Annotated in this window: 13 protein-coding genes and 3 pseudogenes; 7 read left to right on the top strand and 9 right to left on the bottom strand. The window is 67.5% G+C overall.

Annotation, left to right across the window (positions count from 1 at the left end):
* Positions 1 to 36 precede the first annotated feature (36 nt).
* Together ACFYNP_RS00875 and ACFYNP_RS00870 are read left to right on the top strand one after the other, a co-directional pair.
* Positions 37 to 210: pseudogene (locus ACFYNP_RS00875) on the top strand (histidine phosphatase family protein); the annotation flags it as partial.
* Entirely contained in the window at positions 207 to 521 is a 315-nt protein-coding gene (locus ACFYNP_RS00870; RefSeq protein WP_388782210.1) for a histidine phosphatase family protein, read from the top strand. The pseudogene ACFYNP_RS00875 and the gene ACFYNP_RS00870, both read left to right, overlap by 4 nt.
* Here ACFYNP_RS00870 and ACFYNP_RS00865 read toward each other — a convergent pair.
* A complete protein-coding gene (locus tag ACFYNP_RS00865) occupies positions 425 to 658 on the bottom strand; it encodes a hypothetical protein (RefSeq protein ID WP_388782243.1) in 234 nt (77 codons plus the stop codon). The genes ACFYNP_RS00870 and ACFYNP_RS00865 overlap by 97 nt on opposite strands.
* Here ACFYNP_RS00865 and serS point away from each other — a divergent pair.
* Genes serS through ACFYNP_RS00850 form a run of 3 tightly spaced genes read left to right on the top strand, consistent with a single transcriptional unit; the run spans position 657 to position 3,962 of the window.
* Positions 657 to 1,949, top strand: a complete 1,293-nt coding sequence (gene serS / locus ACFYNP_RS00860; RefSeq protein WP_388781337.1) for a serine--tRNA ligase — start codon at positions 657 to 659, stop codon at positions 1,947 to 1,949. The two genes, ACFYNP_RS00865 and serS, sit on opposite strands and share 2 nt — an antisense overlap.
* 1 nt (position 1,950) lies before the next feature.
* Positions 1,951 to 2,973 (top strand): glycosyltransferase, encoded by a 1,023-nt coding sequence (locus ACFYNP_RS00855; protein WP_388781335.1) that lies wholly within the window; start codon positions 1,951 to 1,953, stop codon positions 2,971 to 2,973.
* Positions 2,967 to 3,962: a hypothetical protein gene (locus ACFYNP_RS00850; protein ID WP_388781333.1), complete on the top strand. Its 996-nt coding sequence runs from the start codon at positions 2,967 to 2,969 to the stop codon at positions 3,960 to 3,962. Before ACFYNP_RS00855 ends, ACFYNP_RS00850 begins: the two co-directional genes overlap by 7 nt.
* 140 nt (positions 3,963 to 4,102) lie before the next feature.
* Here ACFYNP_RS00850 and ACFYNP_RS00845 read toward each other — a convergent pair whose 3' ends face one another.
* Entirely contained in the window at positions 4,103 to 4,825 is a 723-nt protein-coding gene (locus ACFYNP_RS00845) for a hypothetical protein (RefSeq protein ID WP_388781330.1), read from the bottom strand.
* 12 nt (positions 4,826 to 4,837) lie between these two features.
* Positions 4,838 to 6,640 (bottom strand): Hsp70 family protein, encoded by a 1,803-nt coding sequence (locus tag ACFYNP_RS00840; RefSeq protein WP_388781327.1) that lies wholly within the window; start codon positions 6,638 to 6,640, stop codon positions 4,838 to 4,840.
* Positions 6,641 to 7,478: 838 nt separating this feature from the next.
* Here ACFYNP_RS00840 and ACFYNP_RS00835 point away from each other — a divergent pair.
* Together ACFYNP_RS00835 and ACFYNP_RS00830 are read left to right on the top strand one after the other, a co-directional pair.
* Positions 7,479 to 8,165 (top strand): DUF317 domain-containing protein, encoded by a 687-nt coding sequence (locus ACFYNP_RS00835; RefSeq protein WP_388781324.1) that lies wholly within the window; start codon positions 7,479 to 7,481, stop codon positions 8,163 to 8,165.
* A gap of 248 nt (positions 8,166 to 8,413) precedes the next feature.
* A complete protein-coding gene (locus ACFYNP_RS00830; RefSeq protein ID WP_388781321.1) occupies positions 8,414 to 8,713 on the top strand; it encodes a hypothetical protein in 300 nt (99 codons plus the stop codon).
* A 285-nt stretch (positions 8,714 to 8,998) separates the two neighbouring features.
* Here the strand turns inward: ACFYNP_RS00830 and ACFYNP_RS00825 are convergent, their stop codons facing one another.
* From ACFYNP_RS00825 to ACFYNP_RS00800, 6 genes and pseudogenes are all read right to left on the bottom strand, one after another.
* Positions 8,999 to 9,145: a hypothetical protein gene (locus ACFYNP_RS00825; RefSeq protein ID WP_388781318.1), complete on the bottom strand. Its 147-nt coding sequence runs from the start codon at positions 9,143 to 9,145 to the stop codon at positions 8,999 to 9,001.
* 294 nt (positions 9,146 to 9,439) lie between these two features.
* Positions 9,440 to 9,889, bottom strand: coding sequence for a hypothetical protein (locus tag ACFYNP_RS00820; protein ID WP_388781315.1), 450 nt, complete (start codon positions 9,887 to 9,889; stop codon positions 9,440 to 9,442).
* 91 nt (positions 9,890 to 9,980) lie between these two features.
* On the bottom strand, positions 9,981 to 10,784 hold the full coding sequence (locus ACFYNP_RS00815; protein WP_388781313.1) for a hypothetical protein: 804 nt from the start codon (positions 10,782 to 10,784) through the stop codon (positions 9,981 to 9,983).
* A gap of 60 nt (positions 10,785 to 10,844) precedes the next feature.
* The gene (locus ACFYNP_RS00810; RefSeq protein WP_388781310.1) at positions 10,845 to 11,351 is read right to left on the bottom strand and encodes a hypothetical protein; all 507 of its coding nucleotides are present in this window, start codon (positions 11,349 to 11,351) and stop codon (positions 10,845 to 10,847) included.
* A gap of 351 nt (positions 11,352 to 11,702) precedes the next feature.
* A pseudogene (locus tag ACFYNP_RS00805) lies at positions 11,703 to 12,411 on the bottom strand (ATP-binding protein).
* Positions 12,408 to 13,327 (bottom strand): annotated as a pseudogene (locus ACFYNP_RS00800) (hypothetical protein). The pseudogenes ACFYNP_RS00805 and ACFYNP_RS00800 overlap by 4 nt, the downstream one beginning before the upstream one ends.
* Positions 13,328 to 13,803 lie beyond the last annotated feature (476 nt).

Below are 13,803 nucleotides of genomic sequence, written 5' to 3'. Positions count from 1 at the left end.
AACTACAGCCAGCGGTATCTCGTCAACGGCGACCCGTCCCAGCCCATCCACCTGACCGAGGAGGGTCGGCAATCGCTGAGCCTAGGCTGGTCCACCCTGCCTCTCCACAACGTGCGGACGTGGCTGACCAGCGAGTTCCCACGTGCCCAGCAGACAGCTTCGCTGCTGATGGGAGTGCCGGCGGCGGAGCTGGTCATCGACCTCGTCTGAACGAACTCGACTACGGAGAGTTTGAGGGCCGCCCGTTTCTGGAGTACGCGGTTTGGCTCGATGGCCAGGGCCCGAACGAGCGGCCGACGGGTGGCACGGAGTCCCAGCGCGACGGCATCCGGAGGATGCTCACCGGATTGCTCACCGTCCTGGAGCGCCCCGGTCCCCGCGTTCTCGTAGGCCACGGCCTTTTGGCCTCCGTGCTCCTCTGGCATCAGAGCCGATCTCCGAAGGAGGCCATGCCACTCTTCTTCCCGGAGGCGCCGTGCGTCGAGCCGACGACGAGCTGCTGGACTGGATCACGGAGCTGATGAGTGATCTCGACAGGGACGTTCCCGGAGGTCGCGCCGACCGCGGTGGCGCGGACATATTCCGGATCGGTGAGGGCTCGGCGGTTGCTACCGTCGATTCCGTATCCCACCAGCCGGATCAAAAGGATCTTCCTCATGCATGATGCCCGCGCCCTAATCGAAATGGGTGCCGAAGCGGTTCGTCGGCTCGCTCGTCGCGGTTACTCTCTGGACCTGTCCGAGCTGGAGTCTCTCCAGTCTCGGCGCAACCAGAACATCCGCTCGGCCGACGAGCTGCGGGCAGAGTCCAAGCGGGTGGCGAGTGAGGTCCAGCAGACGGCCAAGCAGGGCGGCGACATCTCCAAACTGAAGGAGCGCGCCCGCGAGCTGAAGGACCAGATCCGGGATATCGAGGCCGGGCAGGTGCAGGTCGAGGAGCAGCTCCGCGACCTTCTCCTCAGCATCCCGAACCTGCCTGACGACGCGGCCCCGGACGGCGACTCCGAGGACTTCGCAGTCGAGGTCCGGCGGGTCGGCACTCCGCCGGCCTTCCCGTCCGAGCCGAAGGATCACGTCGACCTCGGCGAGGCCACCGGCATCCTCGACTTCGTTCGGGCGACGAAGCTGTCCGGCCCGCGCTTCGCGGTATCGCGCGGCGCCGGAGCAGCACTGGAACGTGCCCTGGCCACGCTCTTCCTCGACCTGCACACCCGTCGGCACGGGTACGTCGAGCACGCGGTCCCGTACCTGGTCACCCGCAAGACGATGACTGGCACGGGGCAGCTGCCGAAGTTCGAGGAGGACCTGTTCAAGACCGGCGTCGCCGACCGCGAGCTGTTCCTGATCCCGACGGCCGAGGTACCGCTGACCAATCTCTACGCCGACGAGATCATCCCTCCGGCCGAGCTGCCGCTGGCGCTCACCGCGCACACGCCGTGCTTCCGGTCCGAAGCAGGCTCGTACGGCCGCGACACCCGGGGCCTGATCCGCCAGCACCAGTTCGCCAAGGTCGAGATCGTCCAGATGGTCGACCCGGTGGACGCGGACGCCACGCTGGAGACCATGGTCGGCCACGCCGAGGCGTGCCTGAAGGAACTCGGCCTCGCCTACCGCGTCGTCAAGCTGGCCGCCGGTGACACGGGCTTCTCAGCCCAGCTCACCTACGACATCGAGGTCTGGATCCCGAGCCAGAACACCTACCGCGAAATCTCCTCGGTCTCCAACTTCGGCACCTTCCAGGCCCGCCGGGCCAACATCCGGACCCGCGGCGAGGACGGCAAGCCCAAGCTCGTCGCCACCCTCAACGGCTCCGGCCTCCCCATCGGCCGCACCTTGGCCGCTCTCCTTGAGCAGTGCCAGCAACAGGACGGCTCCATCGTCCTGCCCGAATCGCTCGTCCCGTACCTCGGCTTCCGCCGTATCTCGGCGGACGGAAAACCGGAGGCATAACGTGCTCGTCGGCGTCTGCGACTTCCCTGGTAGCTACGCCTTTCCACCCGCTGGCTACGGCGGGATCGAACGATGGCTGTGGGCGGTCGCCGTAGGCGCCCGAGCCGCAGGCGCCGACGTACACCTCCTCGGGCCGGGCTGGCTCACGGATCTGGAAAACGACTGGGTCCGTCGGCCGGTCCGCCTGGAGGACATCACCGCCGGATCGCTCGCCGAGCGCGAGCTGCGCGACAGCGGCTACGACCTTTTGGTCGTGGGCCACGAATACCCGTCGCTTCCGGTCTGGACCCGTACATGGCGCGAGCTGGACTGCGACGTCGCCACGTTCCAGCACTCGCCGGTCTTCGAGCACACCGCCACCGCCTTCGACGGCCAGAGGTCGCGGCTCTACTGCTACTCGCCCGAGATGACCGAGCGGTACGTCGAGCAGCGGCCAATCCCCGAACTCGCTGTTCACCTCGGTCTCCGTGAGGAGGAGCCTCCGGCCACCGCCGGCACCGACCTCGTCTGGCTCGGCCGGATCGACGAGGAAAAGGCCCCGCATATCGCGGTACGGGCGGCACAGATCCTCGGTCGCCGCATCCAGATCGTCGGTCCCGTCTTCGACGAGGAGTACGTACGTCGGCACGAGCGCCTCCTCACGGCCGACCACGTGAAGTGGATCGGGGAACTCGGCGGCCCTGACAAGACTGCCGCGATCGCCGATGCGTCCGTCTTCGTCTACACGTACGCCCGTGCCTACGTGGAAGCCGGGGCCGCCGTCTTCGGTGAATCCCTCCGCGCTGGCACTCCCATGGCCGCTCTGACCTGGCGGGATGGGACATGCGCCCAGGCCGCTCTGTGTGACGAGACGGGCGCGGTCGCCGTCGTCGACCCGAGGGAGGACGATGAGACGGCCGCGCGGAGGCTCGCCGAAGCGATCGCGCAGTCGGAAAGTCTCGACCACCGTCGGGTCCAGGACATCGGGATGCGGCGCTTCGACCCGGCACGCCACTTCCAGGCGATGGCAACGCGGCCGTGCTGACCCATGCGAAATCCACGGCCGGTGACGTCTTGGCCAAGCAGATACCGATCGTTATGCGCGCCGCTTTAGGCCCTCACTGGGAGTTCACGGGTGACGGCCATCACATCGAGGTCCGTCATCCGAACCGTGGTACGCCCTACAGGCCGCCGCGTAGACCACCTTCCTGGAGGGAGCTGCTCGACTCCCTGGAGACCGGCTTCGCCCGCGCTGGGGTCGCACGTGATACCTGCCTTCCCCTCCGCTGGGGTCGGGAGACCGAACTGACCATCTCTGCGGTCCAGGCACTCGACCCACTTCTCAAGGACGGCCAACTCCGCACGTACCGAAGCGGGTTCCTTCCGCAGCCGGTCGTTCGCTTCACGGGCCAGCGCGATGCCACCGGCCACTTGAAGGACGGCTTCCTCACCTCCTTCGTCAACGTTTCCCGGATCCAACGCATAGGCAGTCTGGACGAGTACGGCGCCGTTCTCGACGACTGGCTGACAGTCCTCTCCCAACTCGGCTTCCACGCACGGCACCTGAGCATCATCGGCGAGCTGTCCTCGTGGCGGCGGCGACAGGTCGCGGGAATTACGCTGCGCTGCCGCCATCTGGACGACACCCTCGGCGACATCGTCCTTCTGTGGAACACCGAACACCCAGACCGCATGGCCGTAGACCTCGGCAGCGGACTGGAACGCCTGGCATGGGCTCGTACCCAGGAGCGCTGGCAACAACTGATCTACGGCAGGTTTGCTGGGGCTGCGCCACCTACCACGCTGGATGCCATCCGCACGGCCACGCTCCTCCTCGGGCACGGGATCACCCCAGCCGCCCGGGGAGCGGGAGGAATCACCCGGCGGGTCATCGGCACTATCGACCGAGACGCCGCACGCCTTGGCGTCGGGGCCCTGGTCCGGGACGCGTACGGCTACTGGTCGCTCTTCGGCGGCCTGCGTCCACCGTGGCCAGAGATCGCTCGTGCCGTCGAGGAAGAGATGCGTCTGTAGGGCGTAACGTGCATCAGCTCTGTCCTCTGCCACCAAGTCGCCTTCGAGTCGCTTACTGGGCGCCTCGAGCGTGCCGACACCACGTGCTACGAGGCGGATAGTGGGTCCGAGCAGTGGACCAACGACCCGCCTCCCGGGCGTCAGAGGGAGGTGTACACGTACTGAAGACAGTACGCGCGTCCGTCGACGATGTATGCCGGCGCCACGACGAACAGAACGGGAGTTCCCTCGTCACAAGAGGGCCAGTGCTCCTGGCGGGCTGGGTCGAGCGCAGCGCCCGGAGTGCATTCCATGTCCCAGCTGTGGTGGAGACCAGCACGATGGATCTCCACCGCCAGCTCCGAGCAGTGACCCCGGAGTGTGGTGAGGGCGTTCTCGATGTAGCCGTCCCCCTCCGGGAGATGAAGGCGACGCACCATCTCCCGGCTGGATTGGAGGTCGTCAGTGAACAACTGCTCGCTCAGCAGTCCCATCAAGCGATAGCCGCGCTCATGTTCGGGGTGGTCCATGACGCGGTCGCATCGCTCGGCATAGCGACGGGCGAAATTCAGCAGATTCTGTTCGACCAGAGTGCGGTACCGTCGGGCGAGCGCTTGGTGCTCGCCGTGCTTCGCTCCGGGCAGATCATCGCGCTCCTCCGTCCGCGCGGCCATCAACACGCCCAGCTGACGCTCCAGGCGGTCCAGCCTGCGCCGCAACTGTCCGTGCTCCTGTTCGCCGGCTTTGGCCGACTTTTCCAGTTGATCGATCCGCACCAATGCGTGGTCAAGCAGCTCTTGCAGGGGCTCCGCCTCGTCAACCCACTCGATACCTGCTGCCGGGCTGTCCGCGGATGCTTCACGAAAAGGGTTCAGGAAGGACATCGCCGCTCCCCGTCAGTAGTTGGAGTGGAAGCGGACATTGGTAGCGACCTCGCCACCGCCCTGGACTAGTTCGGCACGTGCCTTGATCTCGGTCTCACCGAACCGCATATAGAGGCGCAGTGCGCGCTCCTCAAGGTCGAAGCGCATCACGGGCTTCAGGTCCACGGTGACCGTAGCCAGCGCGTCGCACCCCGGATCGGTGACGTAGCGAGGGTCCGGGTGGCTCGTGGCGAAGATAGTGAAGTCGACCGAGGTGTCGGCCTCCTCCAAGGGCACGTACTCGTGCATCACCTCGGCGTCCGTGGGCACGGACGCGCCGGCTCGGGTGAAGACGGAGAAGCGATCAGCGCAAGTGACCAGGCCACGGGTCGTCACGTAGCGCTTGGCCTCGGGATCGACACCCTCCTCGAAGCTCGCGTTGACCTCCGTGCCGTAGGTGAAGCGGCTGCGCCGCGCCCGAGTCTGGGGGTCGTAGCAGAAGTGCGTGGCGCCGAAGAGGACGGCGATGTCGGGGTTGGGGGGCACCATCACCTGGGCGCGTTCACCGAAGCGCTCCTTGACCGCCTGCTGGAGGTATGGGGAGTTGCTGAAGCCGCCGACCAGGAGGATGACATCGGGGTTGCTGTTCTCCCCGCGGCTCGCATCCATCTCCTTGAGCTGGGCCTCGATGAGGTCGAGCGTGCCGGGGATGACGGTGTCGAACAGCGCGTGAATCTGGGAAGGGGTGAGGACGATGGCATCGCTGATCTTGTTCTGACGCCGGGCGAGGCGCTTGCGGACGGCTGCGCCCAGCCGACGGTCGATGGCCGTAGGGATCAGCAGGTTGAGGTTCTCTTCCTGGTCGAGCGCTACGTGCAGCTTGCCGCGCTCCCATTGGTCAACGAGGTTGAGCAGCGCGTCGGGACAGTCCTCCTGGATCTCGTCCAGGATGTCCTGATCGCCGAGGCATTCCCTGAGGTGGTCCTTCTCGAAGGCGCGGTTGAGGAAGTCCGATCCGAATCGGTCACCGATGGATCGGCCGATCTCGATCATCTTTCCTTCGGCGTCGTTCTCGTAAGCCGTGATGTCCACGGTGCCGCCCCCGCAGTCCACCACCATGAACCGGGCGCCGGGAGCCAGGAGATCGCTGCCGGGATCATCGTGGTCGCCCACGATCCGCACCCCGGACACGCGCGCGTAGTGGGCCGCTGCCTCCGGCTCGAGAGACAGCAGCACCCTCCCGTCCTCGCTGGGCAGGCCGGCGTCCGTCGCGATCCTACGCAGCACGGACTTCTGGTAGTCGCTCCAGCAGGCGGGCGAAGTCAGACACCAGCGGATGTCGTCCTCGTCGTATCCGCTGGCAGCGATCTGGCGGAGCGTTACGGCGACGACCTCGCGCAGCAGCATCGTCAGCAGGTCAGGTGTCAACCGGTCGGTGGGGGCGCCGCGTTTCAGCACGTCCCGCTCCTCGTCGGAGGGTTCTGCCGACGGAGGGTCCGAGTCGACGCTGCTGTCGTTCGTGGTCTCCGGAGCCGGGCGCACGCCGAGGTCCATCTTGAAGCCGTGGTGGTAGCGAGCCCCCTGGCTGCGGAGCGCGGCTCCTTGGGTGAGCCAGAGCCGTCGGGCGTCGTACCCCCAGGCGATCAGTTTTCCGTGGGCGTCCAGCAGGAGCGCTGACAGGTTCTTCGCGGTGGGCGCGGGCTGCGACTCCCACTGGTCACAGAAATGGATCTTCCGGCTGGAAGCTTCGGCGTTGGATTCCGAGATGACGCTCCAAGCGGCGCCGATGCCGTGGGTGCCGATGTCAATGGCCGCTACGAGGCGAGGAGTAGGCACGTGATTCCGTTCGTAAAGGCGAAAGGGTGAACTTCAAGGTCCGGAACACAGTGCCGGAACGTGCGGGTTGTGCAGTTCTGCACAATCGCCCCTTTCTGCGGTGAGTTGACGCTCAAGATGTCGCAGACCAGCAGTGTTTTCGTCGGCAGGGAGATGGCGACGCGGCGAAGGGGCCACTCGCAGGGAGTAGCAGGGCTGTGCAATTTTGAACAGTGGTGCGCAAAGCTGCACAGCCCCATGGGCGTCGTTACCGCTTACTGTGCGGCGGATGGAGAGCAGCAGCGGCGACTCCCGATCGCACCGCGCATACAAGATCGAGAGGGCGGGCGTCTCGTATGCGCCGCCGCCGGACAGCGCAGACGCCGCGCGGGAGAAACTTGAGAAGTACCGGCGTACATGTGCCACTCGAGATGCCCTGGTCATCGCGGCGAAGAGATCGGGGTTGAGTGAGGTCGAAATCGCTCAACTCTCGGGCCACTCCCGCAACACAGTTCGCAGCATCCTTGCAAAGCACGGCGAGTGTGCAGGCTGAGGGGCTTCGTGACCGTACGGGACTTGGCTACCCGATCAGCACGCAGCAGTCTCCCCCTCCACTCCCCTGGTCGGAGCTGGAAGCGGGTGCCGATTCACTGGGCCCCTAGCAGGCGGGGCTGCGTCAGGGATCCCCTGCCACCAAGTTCGCCGGGGGCAGACAGGAAAGACCCCCTGAAGGACTGGTGCACGGGCGGCAAGCCATGTCAACGTACAACGCCTGCTGGAGACCACCACCGAGCACACGGAGGCGCCCCTGCACCCGCACCACCCCAGCGAACCCTTCCACCTTGACTCACCTGACCCGGTGTACTGGGTCACCCCGCGCCACTTGGCCGGCGATGACGACGCGCTCGCTGAGCGGATCGACGACACCCTGTCCGACCTCGGCTGGCGCATGGGGCCCACCTCCCGTCAGACCCTGCTGTACGTCAGCCCGGACGGGTTGTACGGCGCCGAATGGGTCCTCGCCGCCTACCCGTTCGAGCTGGGCGGACTGCCGGTGGCCTGGCAGCTGAGCGCCCGCTCGTGTACCGCCTCTGTGATGACCGTGTGGAACGCGTACTTCACTTCCGGCGTCCCGTACGAGGCGCTCTCTGACCTCCTCACGGAGATCGATAGCCACAAGACGCACGACGCCGACTTCGAGGGACCCGAGACCGTCCTCAGCGCGCTCTCTGCCCACGGCTGGCTTCGCGACGTGGACCGCCCCCGCACCACCGCAATGGATCCCGGATTCTCCTGCAGCGTCTCCCTGGAGATGGTGCCGCCGTTCATCGAGGATGCCGACCCGCGCCCGAACCTGGTGGGCTGGCAGACGTGGGCGAAACCTGATCTTGGTGTCCCGTATCTGTGGTGCGCCAGCTTCAGCGCCAGCGTCCCTCACGGCCTGGTTGCCGCGTTCGCCTCCTCGCTCGCCTCGCCGGTTCCGGTGCCCCGCCGCACTGTGCCCGAGGGCGCCGAGGGGCGGCTCACCGTCGTCCGGCGTAGCTGACGATCCCTGTTCCAGAGGATCCGCTGGCGGGCAACTCGTCGCCATCCCTCTGAGCGGAGGCACATTCGCCGTGCCCGCCAGAAGACTGAGAGGAAGAGATCTTGTTCTTTCGACGTGCTCGCGAGGACCGCGCATTCCGTGAAGCCCAGCGCGCGGGCCACGAGTTGCTCCTGCAGTTACAGGCCACGCAGCCGTGGCCTGGCTCCCCCGAGCAGGCCGTACCGGCTCCGGCTGTGGAGGAAACGGTGGTGCCCGACTTCCTGCCGCCGGACTTGCGGGTGTTGTCCCGGCAGGAGGTGGCCGGGCTGATGATGCGCTGGCAGCAGCCGCTCGTCATTGACGGAGAGGTCCGTACCTGCCCCGGCTGCGGCGCGTACCGGGACTGGATCATCTTCTGCATGCGGGACGACTCTGTCTGGCTGCGCTGCCGGGCCGGCCACAAGACGAAGGCGCCACGCCTGGACGCGGCCTGGTACAACCGCAACTCCGGCCCCGTTGATGGGTTCCACCCCACCCTCGAAGAGGGCCTGCGTCACCTCGGCCACTGAACCCTGAAACCCCCTGAACCCCTTCGCACTGCCGGTGCCCGGAGGGCCGGCTTGGTCAACCTGTCCGCTTCGCAGACCACCAAGGGGTTCGCATGCGCCTTCACACCACGGTCGTCCTCAGCCTCAGCGCCTTCGCTGTCCTTGCCCTGACAGGCTGCTCGACCGAGCTGATTCCGTCGACCGACATCCTCGACGACCGTCTCGGTGCACCCGGGCGGCGATCGGCAGCGAGGTCGCGGTCGGCGACAGCCTAGACTTCCCGCATAAGGCGAAGGCATCCTTCACCTATGCGGTCGGCAGCGACTCCCAGGTGAGCGAGGAGCTGTACAGCGACACCGCCGCGAAGCTCTCCAGGGGCGTGAGCCGGATCTTCGACGCGATGACCTCCTGCCCCACGTACCGGGTTTTTGTCGGCAGTACCTCCGTCGACATGGGCACGGAGGAGATGGCCGCGCCACGTCTCGGTGACGAGCAGTGGAGCCAGCTGCTCACCTATTCCGTGGCGGGCAGCACAGCGTTGTCCAGCAGACGGCGATCCGCATCGCCAACGTGCTGGTGGTCGTTTCCGGCCCGCCGGGTGTTGTCGACGCGCACCTGGCGAAGGCCGTGGACAAAGCACAGCGCGCACGGTGACTCCGGGGAACGCGAAGGGGGCCGGTGACCGTGTGTTTTCCCGGTCACCGGCCCCCCTTTCTCATCTGGGGGTGCGGTTGGTGCAGCCGTTTGTCAGAAGGCGTACGGGGTGAACGGACGGACAGGTTCAGCCGCCGCGTTGACCAGCCGCTGGAGTTTCAGCCGCTCGTTCTCGTTCATGATGTAGATGGCGTTTCCGAAGGACTTCTCGTCGAGCTGGTCCAGGAAGGGAGCGAGGAAGCGGTCCAGGACCTCGGGAGCTTCGAGCCAGGTCTGCAGGTACTCGTGATACCGGTCAATCTGCTTCTTCGCCTCTTTGACCTCGTTGATGGTGGGCGCGAGAGCGGCGGCCTGTTCCGCCTTGGTGAAGGGGCCTCCATCGTCGTGGCGCCAGGTCTTGGTGCTGGCGTGGTACTTGAAGTACGCGCCGGACAGCTGGGCGACGACGTGTCGGCGAGGTTCGATGAGGGGAATGCGGGTGCTCCTTGTTGAGAGGTGGGGCGGTCGGGCAAGATCTAGGGGCCGGAGAATCCCCGGTTTCAACCGGGGATGTGCAGCTACAGTCCGTCGGCTTCGTGCCGGTCCGTGGCTACGCGTGGTGTCGTTCCTCGTGACCCGCGCCAGGGGCTCCGGCTCAGCGGGACCGTCCGGCGCGGGATGTAGGCGGCGTGTACGCGCCCGGGAGCCCGGGATCGGTCTGCTGGGCGGTCTGAGCGGGAAGGCGGCGGGCCTGCGCGGTTCGTGCGCCAGGGCCGGGTGCATGCCGGTCGCCGAGGCGTTGGATGCGCCAGACGAGGACCTCGGATGCTGACTTCGCGTCGTCCAAGGGGCGGTGCTGGGCTGCCTGTTGGAGGACGGTGGCCGGGTTGTGGCCGGCGGCTTCGGCGGCGGCGAGGGTGGCGGTCAGGGCGGGCCAGGCGTTTTCGGTGAGGATCCGTTCGGCCTGGCGGGGGAGGACCTCGTGCAGGGCGCGGACGTACTGGTTCACCGTGTTGTCGGAGGGATGGTGCCTGGCGAGTGCGGCGAGGCTGGTGGGGGCTATCTGGGCGTAGGCGGCTTGCAGGTGGGTGAGAGTCTGGCGGGCGGTGGCCACCTGCCGGTCGTGGTGGTGCAGCGCGCTGTGGCGCTGGACTGCGAGGACGACGAGGATGGCGGCGTCCAAGAACATGGCCAGCCCGGTGTGGTCCGCGGGCTGATAGCGCATGGCCTTGAGCGCGCCCCGCAGTGCGCGGGCGTGCTGGTGGTCGGCGCGGGCGCGGGTGTGGGCGGCGTGTTCGAAGGCGTTAGCCGCACGGTGGAGTTCGGCCTGGAGTCGGACAGGAGCATGGGCGGGTAGCGCGTAGAGGACTTCGCCGAAGACGGTGAGGTGGGCCTGGACGGCGCCGTCTTCGGTGTGGTCTAGGTGGTGGGGGATGCGTTCGGCGGCAGCGGTGGCCACGTGCCACGGGCTGGGGCGGTGCTGGCGGCGGGTGGCGAGCTTGCGCAGCAGCAGCTCGTCCTAGCGTTCGTCGCGGTCGACGTCAGCCTGCTCCAGGGCTTGGTGCAGGCGGCGGGTGAGGCGCCGGCCTCGCCACTTGGTGCGCTTGTCGGCGGTCATGGTCTCTGCCCGGAGGATCAGCGTGACGGCCCGGTCGAGGGCGCGGTCGCGGATGATCCGGGCGGCATCCGCGTCCCGGTCGGCAATCCCCAGACGAGCCAGCAGCTGTTCGCGTGCCTGTCGGGTGAGGAGGGCGGTCAGGCTGCGGGAGTCGGCATCCGGGCTGCGGTGGCGCAGTTCGATGCCCATGGCCAGGTGCCAGAGCACTGCCGCCAGGACCGGGCCGACGAAGGCCCGTACAGTTCCGCCGACCAGCCCGGACTCGGCGTAGGCGGGCACGATCTGCACGCAGGTGATCACCCAGGTGAGAGTGCCGGGCACCCCGGGCGCCTGCTTGGAGCCGTTGAGGTTCGCCCGCGCCATCAGCGCGGTGGCGAACATCGCGGCGCGCTCGGCGGTGCTGCCCATGTCGAGGTAGTCGGCGGCGAAGCGCCAGCTGGTGTCCGCGCTGTAGGCGGTGCAGCCATCGCGGCGACAGCGGCGACCGGGATCGCGGCGGTGCTACGGCGCTGTCCAGCGCTCGGCTTCCGTCGGTACTTCCGCAGGGACCATGCGGCGGACAGTACGACGACGAGCAGAGCCGTGATGGCAGCAGGGGCAGGGAACCAGAGCGGCAAGGCAGGCATGCCGATGTCGTTGGCGCTGATGAGCTTGATGGGGCCAGGAGTCATGCAGAGGCTCTCCAAGGGACCCGCGCGTTCGAGGACAGGCGGAAGCCAGGGCGGGTGAGGTGGCGGGACGGGAGGGACCGCGGGCCGTTCAGACAGTGGGCGCGGTGCGGCGTCGGTCGGAGCCGGTGAGGATGACCCGCTCGGTCATCTCGGCGAGACGGGAGGCGACGCGGTCGCCGAGCGCGATGCGCAGCTCGGCGGTGGGGAGGTTGGTGGTGGTAAGGGTGGGGAGCATGTGCTCGTACCGGTGGTTGATGAGCCGGTAGGTGAGCTCCTCGGTCCACTCGCTGGTCTTGGCCGCGCCGAGGTCGTCCAGGAGCAGCAGTGGGCAGCGGGCCAGCGTTTGCAGTTCCCGTTCGCCCTCGTGGCCGGCGCGGGGGCGGAGGCGCGCGTGGAGGTCGGCGGAGGTGGTGGCCTCCCAGCGTAGGCGGACGCCTCGGGTGAGGAGGGCCCGGACGGCGCCGTACGCCTGGTGGGTTTTGCCGGTGCCGGTGGGGCCGGCGATCAGCGGCGACGGGCCCTCGGCGATACCGGGCCCGGTCGGGCCCGGTCGGGCCCGGGCGTCCGGCGCGGGCGATGTGGTCGGCCCAGGAGGTGATCTGGGGATGGTCGGCCAGGGCGCGGCGGTAGCGGGCGGGGATGCGGGCGTCGGCGAGTTCCAGGGCGGTGACGGTCTCGGGCGCCGGTTCCTGGGCGGCCGCCGTGGTGAGGTCGATGCCGCGGTTGGCGAGGATCGTGTTGAGCCGGTCGGTGATTGCGCCGACGGGTTGGGGTGCGCGGGTGAGGGTGGCGGTCAGAGCTCATCTCCGTAGGCGGCGACGACGTCGGTGGGGTTCGTCCACGCCCGGTGGGCGGCGGGTGTGGTGGAGGATGCGGCGTTCATGACCTCGTGGACGAGGCTGGGCAGGACGCCCGGGGACAGGCCCTTGACCCGGTGGCGTTCGAGGGCGACCCGGAGGTGTGCGGGGGCGATGCCCTCGTCGAGCAGCTTGCGCACCTGTTTGCCGAGATGGTTCAGGAAGGCATCTGGCGGGCGGTGGTTGCACGCGGCGATGTACTCGCCGAGGAGCTGCTTGGCCAGACGGTGTGGGGCGCGTGGGCGCTTGCGCCCCCCGAAGGGATATCTCCTAGATCCACGGTCCTAGGTCCTAGATCCGGACCGTGAGACGTCACTGCTGCCTCACCGAGCGCTCCCTGATCCCTTGCGGAGGACTCCGTGAAGCCCTCTTGACCTGCGACTTCGCTCTCAAGCACCGGATTCAGCGCGGACTCACGGACCTCGCCGGAGCCCTCAGTGAGAACTGCGTGAGGCTGCAGCGAGTACTCCGTGACACCGGCGCCCACGGCAGGAGTCGACGCGACCGAAGCGTCGTGAACCGGGCAGCCCGGGAGGCGGCTCTTGCTCGCCCGGTTGATCTTCTGATGCTGGTGCCAGGTCACGACGTGCAGGTACCGCTTGTGATCCGGCCCCTTGTAGCGGCAGATCAGTCCCGCGTCGGCGAGCTGGGCGAGGTCCGTCTCGACATCGGACGGGGTGTGCTCCGGGCGCAGCACCCACAACTGCCCGGCGATGATCGCGGCGTGGTCGCGGTGGCGGCCCTGGTCGTCGGCCTGGGTGAGTAGACCGAGGAAGGTGCGCTCGGCGGTCAGGGAGACGACGGCCAGGGACTCGGAGACGAAGGCTTCGGGCTTGATGGTGCGGATTCGTGCCAAGAGCGGGGCGGTCCTCACTCGGTGGCCTGTGCGCGGACATCACGGCTCACCGTCGGTCGGGGCAGGATTCGAGGGGGTGTTGGCGCGGACGCGCGCCGGGAAGCGATTGCGTTTCCGGGGTGTCGTCAACATAGCCACACCCCAGTCGCGCAAGTCCAGCCCTATCCGGCGCAATCTCTCACGGCAGAAAGGCTGCGAGAAATGGGCTCGGTGACGGGCGGGAGGAAAACCGTAAGGCTCGATCGGCGGTTGACCAAATAGTTGCCTGGACTGCTGAGCCAGAAGCATCACATCGGCAAGCCGTTGACGAGTCGCAAGCGGGGAAGCTACAACACAACACCGCACGTCAGACTCGTGATCGGCGCACTTTTCCGTGCGTCTTCCCGACTCCCTGGAACCACATCTCGGCGAACGACGCGAGCGCAACATAGACCACGATAGCCGGTTTCCCAAACCGGCGAATGCACCTTTCAATT

The organism is Streptomyces sp. NPDC006691 (genome assembly GCF_042869955.1).
GTDB lineage: Bacteria > Actinomycetota > Actinomycetes > Streptomycetales > Streptomycetaceae > Streptomyces.
The sequence above is the reverse complement of the archived record's forward strand: the minus strand, read 5'-3'. Positions and strand labels throughout refer to the sequence as shown.

Coding starts and splice junctions, on each gene's coding strand:
- ACFYNP_RS00825 (WP_388781318.1), bottom strand. CDS start 9,145: ATGTCGACGGAGGTACTGCCGACAAAAACCCGGTACGTGGGGCAGGAG.
- ACFYNP_RS00845 (WP_388781330.1), bottom strand. CDS start 4,825: ATGTCCTTCCTGAACCCTTTTCGTGAAGCATCCGCGGACAGCCCGGCA.
- ACFYNP_RS00865 (WP_388782243.1), bottom strand. CDS start 658: ATGAGGAAGATCCTTTTGATCCGGCTGGTGGGATACGGAATCGACGGT.
- serS (WP_388781337.1), top strand. CDS start 657: ATGCATGATGCCCGCGCCCTAATCGAAATGGGTGCCGAAGCGGTTCGT.
- ACFYNP_RS00810 (WP_388781310.1), bottom strand. CDS start 11,351: ATGGGCAGCACCGCCGAGCGCGCCGCGATGTTCGCCACCGCGCTGATG.